10 protein-coding genes are annotated in these 13,381 nt (G+C 70.9%); 5 read left to right on the top strand and 5 right to left on the bottom strand.

What is annotated here, in order from left to right; translation table 11 throughout:
• Position 1 precedes the first annotated feature (1 nt).
• Together ACULK2_RS06240 and ACULK2_RS06245 are read right to left on the bottom strand one after the other, a co-directional pair.
• The gene (locus ACULK2_RS06240) at positions 2-943 is read right to left on the bottom strand and encodes a glycosyltransferase (protein ID WP_445969389.1); all 942 of its coding nucleotides are present in this window, start codon (positions 941-943) and stop codon (positions 2-4) included.
• A 43-nt stretch (positions 944-986) separates the two neighbouring features.
• Positions 987-2,504 carry a hypothetical protein gene (locus tag ACULK2_RS06245; RefSeq protein WP_445969388.1) on the bottom strand — a complete coding sequence of 506 codons (1,518 nt, stop codon included), beginning with the start codon at positions 2,502-2,504 and terminating at the stop codon, positions 987-989.
• Positions 2,505-2,687: 183 nt separating this feature from the next.
• Here ACULK2_RS06245 and ACULK2_RS06250 point away from each other — a divergent pair, with 183 nt between their 5' ends.
• The 5 genes from ACULK2_RS06250 to ACULK2_RS06270 are packed head-to-tail and all read left to right on the top strand — an operon-like array spanning position 2,688 to position 10,089.
• Positions 2,688-3,119 (top strand): hypothetical protein, encoded by a 432-nt coding sequence (locus tag ACULK2_RS06250; RefSeq protein ID WP_445969387.1) that lies wholly within the window; start codon positions 2,688-2,690, stop codon positions 3,117-3,119.
• Positions 3,119-5,173 carry a LasA N-terminal domain-containing protein gene (locus ACULK2_RS06255; RefSeq protein ID WP_445969386.1) on the top strand — a complete coding sequence of 685 codons (2,055 nt, stop codon included), beginning with the start codon at positions 3,119-3,121 and terminating at the stop codon, positions 5,171-5,173. Before ACULK2_RS06250 ends, ACULK2_RS06255 begins: the two co-directional genes overlap by 1 nt.
• A 47-nt stretch (positions 5,174-5,220) precedes the next feature.
• Positions 5,221-7,305 carry an acyltransferase family protein gene (locus ACULK2_RS06260; RefSeq protein ID WP_445969385.1) on the top strand — a complete coding sequence of 695 codons (2,085 nt, stop codon included), beginning with the start codon at positions 5,221-5,223 and terminating at the stop codon, positions 7,303-7,305.
• Positions 7,306-7,315: 10 nt separating this feature from the next.
• On the top strand, positions 7,316-8,899 hold the full coding sequence (locus ACULK2_RS06265) for a DUF2142 domain-containing protein (RefSeq protein ID WP_445969384.1): 1,584 nt from the start codon (positions 7,316-7,318) through the stop codon (positions 8,897-8,899).
• On the top strand, positions 8,896-10,089 hold the full coding sequence (locus tag ACULK2_RS06270; RefSeq protein WP_445969383.1) for a glycosyltransferase family 4 protein: 1,194 nt from the start codon (positions 8,896-8,898) through the stop codon (positions 10,087-10,089). Before ACULK2_RS06265 ends, ACULK2_RS06270 begins: the two co-directional genes overlap by 4 nt.
• A gap of 53 nt (positions 10,090-10,142) precedes the next feature.
• Here ACULK2_RS06270 and ACULK2_RS06275 read toward each other — a convergent pair whose 3' ends face one another.
• From ACULK2_RS06275 to ACULK2_RS06285, 3 genes are read right to left on the bottom strand one after another with little or no spacing between them, the layout of a single operon-like run.
• Positions 10,143-11,228 (bottom strand): glycosyltransferase family 4 protein, encoded by a 1,086-nt coding sequence (locus ACULK2_RS06275; protein WP_445969382.1) that lies wholly within the window; start codon positions 11,226-11,228, stop codon positions 10,143-10,145.
• The gene (locus tag ACULK2_RS06280) at positions 11,225-12,463 is read right to left on the bottom strand and encodes a hypothetical protein (RefSeq protein ID WP_445969381.1); all 1,239 of its coding nucleotides are present in this window, start codon (positions 12,461-12,463) and stop codon (positions 11,225-11,227) included. The genes ACULK2_RS06275 and ACULK2_RS06280 overlap by 4 nt, the downstream gene beginning before the upstream one ends.
• Positions 12,460-13,338 (bottom strand): glycosyltransferase family 2 protein, encoded by an 879-nt coding sequence (locus ACULK2_RS06285; protein WP_445969380.1) that lies wholly within the window; start codon positions 13,336-13,338, stop codon positions 12,460-12,462. Before ACULK2_RS06285 ends, ACULK2_RS06280 begins: the two co-directional genes overlap by 4 nt.
• Positions 13,339-13,381 lie beyond the last annotated feature (43 nt).

Here is a 13,381-nt window from a genome sequence, read left to right on the forward strand (position 1 = left end):
GCTAGCGACCGTACCGTTGCCGCTTGAGGAGGTCGAGCGAATCCTCGCTGAGGGACCGATTGATCCTCGTCAGGTCGGCGATGACTCCGAGCGCGAACGAGAGCAGGGCGCCGGTCGCGAGGATGGCGCCGATGAGGAGCGACTGGATGTGGTCGCCCTGGACCTCGAGTGCGAGCAGCGTCAGGTACCGGACGAACGGGATGAGTGCGAGGACCGCGAGGATGGCGCCGAGCGTGGCGAACACGATGTACGGGCGGTACATCAGGTAGGCCCGGACGATCGCGGAGCCCGACAGCGCCATGTGCTGCCAGATGTTCTTGAAGAGTCGCGACTCGCGGGTCTTCGGGTTGGTCTCGATCGGGACGCTCGTGATCGCGAGGCGCTTGTAGCCGGCCTGGATGATCGTCTCCATCGTGTAGCTGAACCTCGTGACGACGTTCAGCCGGATCAACGACTCCTTGGAGTACGCCCGGAAGCCGCTCGCCGCATCCGGGAGGTCCGTGCCGGCGGCCTTGTTCACGACCCAGCTCCCGAAGCGCTGCATGACCTTCTTGAACCGCGAGAAGTGCTCGACCTTCTGCGTCTGGCGGTCGGCGACCACCACCTCGGCCCGGCGCTCGATGATGGGCTGGACCAGGTCGGAGATCCGCTCCTGGGGGTACTGGTTGTCGCCGTCGGTGTTGACCACGATGTCGGCGCCGTGCAGCAGCGCGTAGTCGACCCCGTCGGCGAACGACCGCGCCAGCCCCATGTTGCGGGCGTGACGGACGAAGTGGGTGACTCCGAGCTCCTTCGCGACCTCCACCGTCCGATCAGTGGACCCGTCGTCGATCACGAGGATCTCGACCTCGTCGACGCCGGGGATCTCGCGGGGGATGGACTTCAGCACTGCGGGGAGGGTCTCCTCCTCGTTCAGGCAGGGGATCTGGACGAATACCTTCATGGGGCTCTCTGTCTGGGTGGGGAACAGTCAATTATGGCCGACGTCATCCGGTGAGGACGACGAGCCCGGCGACCCGCTGCAGCGCGGGGAGGATCGCCCCGATCGGGCTCTCCGGGTGGAACCACGTCGGTTGGTACGACACGAGGTAGCTGAGCGCCCACCCGCCTTGGAGTCCGGCGAGGATGATCACGACGACGGACCCGATCTTCCAAGGCAGCGGATGCCGCTGGAGCGCGGAGAGCGTCCGGCTCAGTCCGACCCCCGCGGCTGCGAGCAGCAGAGGGACGAACTGCAGGACGTATCGGGACTGGATGCCGATCGGGATGCCGAAGGAGCGGAAGTCCCCGTAGTTCAGCCAGAAGAGCGCGAACAGGTAGGTGGTGGCGGTCGCCGCCAGGATCACTGCCGCGCCGTTGCGCAGGATCCTCGGCAGGAGCAGCACGATCAGGAACAGTGCGATGACGGTGCCGACGAGTGCGAACCACCCGTATGTGCTCAGGTCGCCCGCCGTGCGGATGCCCTGCGAGGTCTCGCCTCCGACGACGTCGAGCGTGCTGAAGATGATGTTCGCCCACGAGCGCGCGAAGAACACCCACATCGAACCCGGTCTGATCGGCGAGTCGGGGTGGTTCGCGTCCAGTTCCTCATTGCGCCGCCACGGTCCGTAGTCCTCGCAGTATTCGGCGTCGTGGACCGTCGCGCAGTCCGGGGACGGGTTTCCGAATGCGAGCAGGTTGCCGACGTAGCGCTCGATGAACAGGCCGACGGCGACGACCGCGACGGCCAGCGCCGCCCAGAAGCCCGCGGAGCGGAGCAGGTCGGAGCGGGGACGTTCGATGACCGACGACCACCCCGCCGCGCGCCCCCGGATCAGCAGCAGGATCACAAGCCCGGCGATGCCGCTCACGAAGACGGGGAGGAAGGTGTACTTCGTCAGGGACCCCAATCCGCCCACCGCGATGAGCAGGACCACGGTGGTGAGCCGGAGCGGCCGCTCCGTGGCGGCGCGAGCGATCAGGAGGCTGAAGGTCGCGCTCGCGAGGAGGAGCATCGCATCGTAGTTGACGGTCGCGGCGATGAACGAGAGCACGGGAAGGCTGGAGAATGCGAGCATCGCGGTGTTGGCCGTCGCCGGTCCGACGCCGATCCGACGGAGTGCTGCAGCGAACACGGGGATGGACCCGACCGCCATGAGCACGGTGAGCACCCGGAGCAGCAGGATGGTCGCGTACTCGCTCCAGCCGAGCGAGCTGGCGACCGCGTACGGCCAGCTCATCACGAAGTGGTACAGGTAGGACCCGTACCGTTCGACGTCCCCCAGGCCGCGGACCGCGTCCGTGTCCGTCAGGAACGGCGTGCCCTGCTCGGCCATGAGCCGGATGATCCCGACGTGGTAGAACTCGTCGTAGAGCAGGAAGTAGTCGGCGCTCAGCGCGATCGCCATCGCGCTGACGAAGGCGAGTGCGACGGTGCCCCACAGTGTCCATCGCGAGCCCAGTGCGTCGCGGATCCGTCCTCCGATCGGTGTGCGCGGCGGCGCGGCGGTCGACGTGGCGGACATCGTGCTCCTGATCTGTCTGGGGTGCGGTGAGACCCAGACAAGTATCCACGAACACCCGCCCCGACGGACTCGATCCTCGCGCCGATGCCGTCGCATGTGCGGACCCGCCGTCGGGATCGGGCGTCCGAACGCCTCCTCTGCGTAGCATGACGGTCGTCGTTGGTTCTCAGGGGGAGGGTGGACGTGCCCGTGCATGGCTGGACGATTCCCCTCATCGGCACTCTCGTGCTCGGCGTGAGCGCCTGCACGACGCCGTCGCCGACCGAGACTCCGCCCACGCCTGCCGCGACGACGGCGACGGGCACCCCCGACCCGACCGACGCGCCGTCCGCGCCCGCGCCCGTCCTCACCCAGGCGACGTGGAACGAGCCGTCCTCCGAGCTCATCGTCTCGGGCCTGGTCGGCGGGACGGTCGATGCGAACACGGTGTGCGTGTTCCGGTTCGCCCATGACGGCGTCGAGCTGACGCGTGAGACGACGCCCGAACCCGGACCGTCCAGCCTGGACTGCGGGACGGTGTACGTCCCCTCCGACGAGCTCGGCCCCGGCGAGTGGACCATCGTGCTCGCCTACGGGGCGCAACGTTCCGCCGAAGCGAAGGTCGAGGTCCCGTGATGCGACGCGCCGCCCTGATCGTGATCACCGCAGTGCTGCTCTCGATCGGAACCGCCGGCCTCGGCGTCGGCCCGGTCCAGTCCGCGTCCGCCGCGGACCCCGCCGACTTCGATCCGGGGATGATCATCAGCGACCAGGTCTTCTACGACTCGTCCACGATGAGCGTGTCCGCGATCCAATCGTTCCTGAACGCGCGCGTTCCGGCGTGCTCCGCCACGACCGGGCCGGCGTGCTTGAAGGACTACGTGACCAACACGGGCAGCAAGCCGGGGGAGTCCGGCCGGTGCGCAGCGTACTCCGGCAAGACGGGCCAGCGTGCCGCCCAGATCATCTACGACGTCGCGCGGGCGTGCGGCATCAATCCGAGGTCCCTGATCGTGCTCCTCGAGAAGGAGCAGAGTCTGGTCACCGATTCCTCGCCGACGGAACGGCAGTATCGCAGCGCGACGGGATACGGATGCCCCGACACCGCCGACTGCGACAGCGCGTACTACGGGTTGTTCAACCAGGTCTACGCAGCGGCGCTGCAGTTCAAGCGCTATGCCGCGGCCCCCTCGGGGAGAGCCTACGAGGCCGGTCGCAGCAACACGATCCTCTACCATCCGAACGCGTCGTGCGGCACGAAGACGGTGTACATCAAGAACCAGGCGACGGCCGGCCTCTACCTGTACACCCCCTACACGCCCAACGCCGCGGCCCTGGCGAAGTTGTACGGCACGGGGGACTCGTGCTCGAGCTACGGCAACCGGAACTTCTGGAGGCTGTTCACGGACTGGTTCGGCTCGACCAAGGGGGAGGTCTCGCCGTCCGGCGATGTGTCGCGCGTCGCAGGCGGATATCGGGCGGTCGACGTCGCGGGCACCGCATCCGATCCGAACACGACCTCGCCGATCCGCGTGCACGTCTACGTGGACGGCGTCGGCGCGGCGTCGTTGACCGCGGACCAGGCGACCTCCGACGGTCGCGACGACGGATTCGCCGTCAGGCTCCGCGGCATCGACCCGGGTGTGAGGACGGTCTGCGCGTGGGGGATCAACGTCGGAGAGGGATCCAATCGGCTGCTTCGCTGCGTGCGGGTGCTCGTGCATCCGCCCGGTTCGCCGTTCGGCATCATCGATGAGGTGTCCTCCGCGCCTGGCGAGATCAACGTTCGCGGGTGGGCGATCGATCCGGACACCACCAGTCCGATCCGAGTGCACGTGTACGTCGACGGCGTGGGGCGCGCGTCGATCTCCGCGGACCGGGTGAAGGAAGGACTGGATTCGGCCGAACCCGACTTCGGGGACGCCCACGGCTTCGCGACGACGATCGCGGGGATGGGCCCGGGCGAGCACGCCGTCTGCATCTACGCCATCGATGTCGGTTCCGGTTCGAACACGCGTCTCGGCTGCCGAACGGTGTCGATGCCGACCGGATCACCGCGGGGCGCGATCGAGAGTGCCGGCAGCCCGGGCATCGGCATCGTCGAGGTGTCCGGATGGGCGTACGACCCGGACACCGTGGACCCGATCCGCGTGCACGTCTACATCGACGGCGCCGGCGCGGCCTCCGTCGCCGCAGACCTCGAACGCGACGAAGCGGTCGCGACCGGCTACGGGACGAATCACGGCTTCTCGGCCCGCATCGTCGGAGTCGCCCCCGGGACGCATCGCGTCTGCGCCTACGCACTCAACGTGGGCGGCGGTCGCACTGCGGCCATCGGTTGCACGGATGTCGCGATGCCCGGTGGATCCCCGGTCGGACTCATCGACGAGGCAGCGGGCGGACCGGTGGACGGGCAGGCGTTCGTCCGGGGTTGGGCGTTCGATCCGGACACGATCGATCCCGTTCGAGTGCACGTCTACGTCGACGGCGTCGGGAGGACGGCGGTGACGGCCGACCTTCCGAAGCCGGGATTGAGCGCCACGTTCCCGGGAATCGGCGATGACCACGCGTACCGCGCCGAACTGACCGGGCTGGCGCCGGGGGCGCACTCGATCTGCGTCTACGTCCTCGACGCGGTCGCGCCGGGCTCGACCATCTCGGCCGGATGCCGGAGCGTGACCGTTCCCTGATGAGGGCGCCGTTCGGCCCGTCCCGCTGAACTGGCTACACTGTGCCAGTGACCTCGACCGCCCCTCGGTCAGGAGCAGCGGCCGTGGTCGTCGGACGACCCCGCGGTGAGCTGCGTCCCGACATCCAGGCCCTACGGGCCGTCGCCGTCGGCTCCGTGCTGCTGTTCCACCTGTGGCCGCTGCGGCTTCCGGGAGGCTATGTCGGGGTCGACGTCTTCTTCGTCATCAGCGGCTTCCTCATCACGTCCCACCTTCTGCGCGAGATCGGTCAGACCGGCACGGTCCACGTCGGCAGATTCTGGGCGAGGCGGGCGAAACGGCTGCTGCCGGCGGCACTGACCGTGCTCGCGGTGATCGCGATCGCGGTCGTGGCCTTCGTCCCGGAGGTGCGCTGGCGGCAGTTCCTCGGCGAGGTGGTCGCGTCCGCGCTGTACGCCGAGAACTGGGTGCTCGCCGCCGACTCCGTCGACTACCACGCTTCGGACAATGCTCCGTCGCCCACCCAGCACTTCTGGACGCTCTCCGTCGAGGAGCAGTTCTACATCATCCTTCCGATCCTGCTGGTCGTCGTCGTCCTCGCGATACGAGGTCCCTCGGCGCGGCTGCGGCGGGCGATCGGGGTGGTCCTCGCAGTGCTCACCGTCGCATCGCTCGCATACTCCATCGCGCTCACCGCTGCTGACCCGACGGTCGCGTACTTCTCCACCTTCACCCGTGGCTGGGAGTTCGGCGCCGGCGCCCTCCTCGCGTTCGTCACGCTGGAAGCGGGGCGCCGGGCACGGCAGTTCCTTCCGTTGATCGGCATCGCGCTCATCGCGCTGTCATGCATCCTGTTCGCGTCCGACACCCCGTTCCCGGGATTCCTGGCCGCCGTTCCGGTCCTCGGCGCGATCCTGGTCCTGTGGGCGGGGCGCGAGTCGGTCGTCGCGCGTGCAGGGAGCTGGTGGCCGGTCGCGACGCTCGGTCACATCTCCTACGCGGTCTACCTCTGGCACTGGCCGCTCATCGTGCTCGTCCCGTATGCAACGGGTGCGCCCCTGTCCACGACCGACAAGGTCCTCATCCTGGTCGCATCGCTCGGCCTCGCCTGGGCCTCGACCCGCTTCATCGAAGAGCCGGTCCGATTCTCACCGCGGCTCCTCGGCGGCCGGCGGCGCTCGGCGACCGTCGCGGCGTGGAGTGCACTCGGCATGGCGGGAGTCGTGGCGCTGTGCGTGACGAACCTCGTCGTCCTCGAGGACCGCGATCAGCGACGGACGCAGCTCATCTCCGCCGTCGTCGCGGATCCTCCCGACTGCCTCGGCGCGGCCGCGGTGGACCCCGACCTGCAGCCGTGCGAGAACCCGGACCTCGCGGGCCTGCTCGTCCCGGATCCGACGATCGCCGATCAGGACGACGACAACCGGCCCGAATGCTGGGGAATGGCGAATCCCCGCGAGCCGATGATGTGCACGGTGGCCGAACCCGCGGGCTACACCAAGCGCCTGCTCGCGGTCGGCGACTCGCACAACAACCAGCTGATCGCGGCGTATCGCGCGATCGGGGAGGCGCAGGGCTGGCGCATCGACGTCGCAGGCACGGCGGGGTGCTATCTCACCACGGCGGAGCAGGCGGCGATCTCGGAGCGCCATCGGAACGGATGCCTGCAGTGGCGCGAGTCGGTCGCCGATCGGATCCTCGCCGACCCGCCCGACGCCCTCGTCGTCACCCACTCATCGGGGGACAACATCGTCGTCCCGCCTCCGGGCGAGACGGTCGAATCCGCCACCGTCGACGGGCTGGTCGAGGCATGGTCGTCGTTGCCGGAGGTGCCGATCATCGCGATCAGGGACAATCCGGGCATGACGTCGGGGACGATCGAGTGCGTGGCCGAGCACGGGCTGCGGGCGGGCGAACTCTGCTCGCGACCGCGCGCCGAGGCGCTCGAGCACTTCGACGGGCAGGCCGAGGCTGCCGAGCTCGTCCCCAACGCGACGGTGATCGACCTCACCGAGTTGTACTGCACCGACGCGGTCTGCTCCCCGGTGATCGGGAATGTCCTGGTCTACCGCGACTCGCGGCACATCACATCCACGTGGGCCAGGACGCTCACCCCGTATCTTGAACGAGAGATGATCGACATCGTGGGGTGATGAGGGACTCGTGGACGAGACCGCACGACCGGACGGACGACGCGTTCGCTCCGCAGCGAACCGGGCCGGGCTCATCGGCTTCGCGCTGACGGCCCTCCTCGGCATCCTCTGGGCCTTCGCATCCCCCGCGTTCTCCTCGCCCGACGAGAACGCGCACGCCACCAAGGCGATCGCGCAGGCGCACGGGCAGCTCATCGGCGAGGAGGTCGAGGGCGTCATGCACCTCGTCGTGCAGCTCCCCGACGACTTCCGGTACGACCCGAGGATCCTCTGCTACGTCGGCGACGAGAACCGATCCGCGGACTGCGGGGTGGCTCTCGGCGACGAGAGCGGTCAGGACTGGTTCAACACGTGGACCGGGGCGTACAACCCCGTCTACTACGCGCTCGTCGGATGGCCGTCGCTGTTCCTCGGCGGCGAGGCCGGGCTCATCGCGATGCGCATCGTGAGCGCGCTCATCGGCGCGCTCTTCGTCGGCGCCGCCTTCCAGATGGCCCTGGCGAGCCCGCGTCGACGCTGGATGCCGCTCGCGCTCTCGTTCGCGGGACTGCCGCTCTGCGTGTACCTCATGGGCTCGGTCAATCCGAACGGACTCGAGATCGCGGCATCCGTCGCGCTCTGGATGGCGGTGCTCCGCCTCTTCGAGGCGCACGGCGACGACGGCGAGGCCGTGCATTCCACGCGGACCTGGCTGTGGATCGTCACCGCCGCGGCATCCACGGCGCTCGTCACGGCACGCGCGCTCGGGCCGCTCTGGCTCGTCGTCATCGTCGGGCTCGCCGCGCTCACCGTCGGCTGGGCGCCGGTGCGACGACTCTTCACGACGGCGCGCAGCTACGTCTGGCTGAGCGTCATCGCCGTGTTCGGGTTCTTCTCGCTGGCCTGGACGTTCGTCGGCGGAAGCCTCTCGAGCCAGGCGCGCGAGGGCGACGCACCGCTCGTCGGCGCGGGCTTCGCCGAGGGCGTCGTCTACATGCTGCGCCTCACCGACGAGCTGCTGCAGCAGTCGATCGGCGAGTTCGGATGGCTCGACGCGATCCTCCCCGCCTGGTCGCTGTGGGCGGTGGTCGCGGTCGCCGCTGCGATCGTGTTCCTCGCCGTCGGTTCGGCCGACCGGCGCTCGGCGGTGGTGATCGCGGTCGCGATCGCCGCGTGCGTGCTCGTTCCCGTGTTCGTCCAGGCACGGTCGGTCGGGCAGACGGGGATCATCTGGCAGGGCCGGTACGGGCTCTTCCTGTACCTCGGTGCGCTCATCCTCGTCGGCTGGCTCCTCTCGTCGCCCCACGCCGCGCGGGTCGCGGCGATGTCGGTGCGGTACACGTGGCTCGGCGCGATCCTGCTCTCGGCGTTCGGCGCGTACGCGTTCCTGTTCGTCATGTACCGCTACGTGGTCGGTCTCGACGACCGGATCACCGAGATGGTGCTCGCGCCCGAGTGGCAGCCGCCCGGCGGCTGGATGCTGCTGGTGGGCCTGTACGCCATCGTCTCGGTCGGGTGGGGGGTCTTCATCGGCCGCCTCGGCGTCCGGGCCGCGGGGGCGATCGGTGCGGTCGAGCCCGTGCCGGTGCCCGCCGGTCGGCCGGATGCCGCATGAGCGCGCTGCGGGTCGCGATCGCGTACGACTGCATCTTCCCGGTGAACACCGGTGGAGGTGAGCGGGTCTACCGACGCATGGCCGAGGAGTTCGTCGCGCGCGGCGAGCACGTCACCTACGTGACACGCGCGCAGTGGCCGCCGTCGGCGCCGCCTGCGGTGCCGTTCGATCTCGTGTCCGTCTGGCGCGGCGAGATCCACGACGCGGCGGGAGTGCGAACGACGCGGAGCGCGCTGGCGTTCGCGTTCGGCCTGTTCCGACACTTCCTGCGGCACCGGCGCGACGTCGACCTGGTGGTCGTCGCAGCGCTTCCGGTGCTCAACGTCTTCGCCGTGCGCGCCGCCCTGTTCGGCCGGCCGGTCGTGATCGCCGTCGACTGGCTCGAGGTGTGGACCGGTCGGAAGTGGCGGGCGTACGCGGGCGCGGTGACGGGGACGATCGCAGCGGTGCTCCAGTGGGCGGCCGTCCGCGTCGGCGACATCCGCCTCGTCAACAGCGGCTTCACGCGCACGCGCCTGCAGGCGGCGCTGCCCGGGGCCGACCCGATCGTCCTCGGTCTGCTCGACCTCGCAGGGCCGCCTCGAGAGCGGGGATCGGCGGGGGCGGCGTCGGACCGTGCGCCCGGCGGAGCGGAGGACGCCGCGCCGTACGTCGTCTTCGTCGGCCGTCACATCGCCGACAAGCGCCTCGAGGCCCTGCCGCCGGCGCTCGCCGTCGCGCGTCGCGCGATTCCCGGGCTGGAGGCGCGTGTGGTCGGCACCGGCCCGGAGACCGAGCGGGTGCGCGCCGCGGCGGACGCGGTCGGCGTCGCCGACTCGGTGCACTTCCTCGGCCGCCTCGGCGACGACGACCTCGACGCGGTCGTCTCTGGTGCCGCCGCTCTCGTGAATCCCTCCGCCCGAGAGGGGTTCGGGCTCGTCGTCGCGGAGGCGGCGGCGCTCGGCGTGCCCTCGGTGGTCGTCGCCGCCGAGGACAACGCCTCGGTCGATCTCGTCGAACCCGGGGTCAACGGGGTGGTGGCGACGGATGCCTCGGCCGAGGTGCTCGGCGCCGCGATCCGCGCGGCGGTCGAGGGCGGCGACGCGCTGCGTCGATCGACGGCCGAGTGGTTCACGCGCGAGCGCGCGGCCCGGAACCTCGCGGTCTCCGTGGACGACCTCCTCCGACGGACGGAGCGCGCACGGCGCTGACGAGGTCCGGCGCTGCCGCGACGGCGACGCGCCGAGGTCACGGCCTCCGCCCCTCAGCCGGCCAGCGCTCGCTCGAACGACTCCAGCGTGCCGTGCGCGGTGCGCTCCCACGAGAACTGCGCCGCGCGTGCGCGACCGGCCCGTGACATCCGCTCGCGCTCCTCCGGATCCGACAGCAGCGACTCGATCGTGCGGGCGAGCACGTCGTGGTCGTCCGGGTCGATCCATCGGGCGGCGACGCCGCCCACCTCGCGAAGCACCGGGAGGTCGGATGCCACGACCGGGACCCCGCGCGACATGGCCTCGACGAGCGGCAGCCCGAAGCCCTCGAACCGGGTCGGGAAGACGAAGAGCGCCGCCTCCGCGTAGAGCCGTTCGAGCTCGTCGGGCGCAACCCAGCCTTCGAGTCGGACCCGGTCGGCGAGGCCGAGCCGACGCACCTCGGGCGCCAGCGGGTCGTCGTCGTGGCTGCCGGTCACCACCACGCGCGGGCGTCGATCGGCGGGGATGAGCGCGATCGCCTCGAGCAGTGCTGCGAAGTTCTTGTGCGGCATGCGATTGCCGATGGCGAGGACCAGGTCGCTCGATCGATCCGCGTCGGCCGGCGCGGCCGCGGAACCGCCCGCGAGCGGGACCACGTCGATGCGGCCCGGGTCCACGCCGAGGAGCGTCGTCGCATCGTCCGCCGACGATTCGCTCACGGTGAGCACCCGCCGCGCGGCGCGCGCGGCGCCGCGGATCATGCCGCGCAGCACCGGTGCGTACGGGCCGGGCACGTACTCCGGGTGCCGGAAGGGCAGCAGGTCGTGGATCGTCAGGACCATGGGCACCCGGGTCCGGACCGGCCCGAGATTGGCGGGAGCATGGACGAGGTCCGCGCCGACGCGTGCGGCACGTCGGGAGACCTCGAGGAGTTCGCCTCGCGCCCACGCCACGCGGTTCTCACCCGAGATCCCCGACGGCACGAGCCGGCCGGGGAACCACGGTGCGCCGGTGGCGGCGAGTTCGGTCGAGGCGAGCCCGATCAGCTCGAGCTCGGGCGCCAGCGCCCCGAGCCGTGGGTAGAGCTGCCGGACGTAGGACTCCATGCCGCCCTTGCGGCCGGTGTGGAAGAGGAGGTCGACGAGGATCCGGGTCACGACGGCGCACCATCATGGGGTCGGTCGCCGGCGTGCCGCACCGCCGTCGCACCGTCCGTGGCCGCCCGCCCCGCGGCATCCGTCACGCCTTCCGCCCCGGCCCGCTCCACCGCGACCCGGCGACGCCTCGCCGCCTCGTAGATCACCGCCGAGACGAGCTCGGCGACGAGCAGCCCCGCGAAGACCGCGGCGAGCGACCCGGTGGCGAGCGCCAGGGCGGCCAGCCCGAAGGTGATCGCCGAGACGAGGGCGCGCAGTCCGGTGACGAGCCGCACCTCGCCGCGGCGGCGGAGCGCGGCGAACGGGATCGTGGTCGCGAGGGACGCCGCCCGCCAGGCGCACGCGACGAGGAGCGGCAGGAGCGTCGCCGAGGTCGTCCACGCCTCGCCGAAGAGGAGGCCGAAGAACCCGAGCCACTCGGCGACCAGCAGCGCCGCGACCGCCGCGACGACCGCGGCGCCGGACACCGCGATGTCGAGTCCGGAGTGCTCCTTCAGCAGTCGCAGTCGCATGAAGTTCAGCGGGATCGCGAGCAGGCCCGACACGGTCGAGATCGCCGCGAACAGCACGGCCTCGTTCGGGCCGAGGAACGCGAGGATCATCGAGTTGAGCAGCGGGGACACCGACCCGGTGATCGCGGTGTCGGCGATCACCCAGCCCATCACGCGGGGCTCGGGACGGCTCGCCCGGTGCTCGACCGGCAGGCAGCGCACGACGGTCGCCGCGACGATGCCCGCGACCAGCGGAGCGAGCGCCCAGGCCTGGCCGGCGAACCCGGCGAGCACGCCGGCGAGCGCTCCGACGCCGACGAGGATCGATGCCCAGATCTCCCGGCGATCGAGCCGCTCGGCGACCGAGACGCCGCGGCCGACCTCGAGCGCGGCGACGAGCACGGGCAGCCCGATGCAGAGCGAGACGACGTTCGGTCCGGTGGCGATGACGGCGATGCCGGCGACGACGGATGCCGCGGCGAGCCAGAGCGGGAAGACCACGCGTCGTTCCGTGCCGGCCGAGCTGAGCCGCGACTCCACGATGACGGCGAAGGCGAGCTGCCCGGCGAAGGTCGCGACGGTGACCGCCACCGCGATCACGCCCTGCTCGGCCGTCGTGAAGAGGCGCGAGGCGATCGAGACGGTCGCCGCCGGGATCACGGCGAGCGACACGCCGCCGAGCAGCGTGATGGCGCTCATGGTCGCGCGGCGCAGTCGCATCGGCGCGGGGGACTCGAGGCTCATCGGCGCACCGCCTCGACCGCCGCGGCACCGCCGAAGGTGCGCCCGACCGCGCCCTCGAGCCGGCCGAGGAAGACCCACCACCCGTCGGCCACGGCGTAGTCGGCCCCGTGGCGGAGCCCGAACACGAGACCGCCGCCGACGAACGCCACCCGCCACGGCCACGGGTAGCTCCAGCGCGTGACGACGCGACCGAGGCCGCGTCCGTAGGCCCGGAGCTTCCGGCGGCGCTCGGGGGCGGCGAGTCCGTGCGCGTCGGCGACGCCGCCGACGCGCACCGACGCGGGCAGCCATTCGATCTCCGCCGTCGCCCATGGAGCCCGGTCGGCGATCCGCAGCAGCAGGTCGGTCGCCTCGCCCGCCTGCCACGGCGACGGGGCTCCGGTGCCGAGGTCGGGGTCGAAGCCGCCGACGGCGTCGAACAGGCTCCGCCGGACGAGCAGCCCCATCTCGATGACGCTCCACGCGTTCCACCGATCGAACGGCGTGCCCGCCGCCGGCAGCGCGAACTTCGGTCCGTGCTCGTCGACGACGGTCATCGCCGCCAGCCGCGTGGCATCCGGCAGCGCCCGCAGCGCCTCGAGCGTGCCCGCCGGGAACCACGTCGTGTCATTGGGGAACACCAGCAGCGGGTCGACGCCCTGCAGCCGCGCCACGCCGTGGTTGCGCCCGCGCGCGGCGCCGGGCTCGCTCGTCGTCACGATCGCGCGACCCGATCCCGCGTCGAACCCGGCCACCATCGCCTCGACCTCGGCGAGGTTGCGCTGCGCGACGACGACGAGCTCGTCGCCCTGCGCGAGCCGCCCCGACAGCGAGTCGAGGAGGCGTCGCAGCGGCTCGACGCGGCCGAGCGTCGAGACCACCAGTCCGAGTTCCACGATGTCTCATTCTGTACGATGAACTCGCCCTCAACCACGACAG

The organism is Agromyces molybdatiresistens (assembly GCF_052748445.2).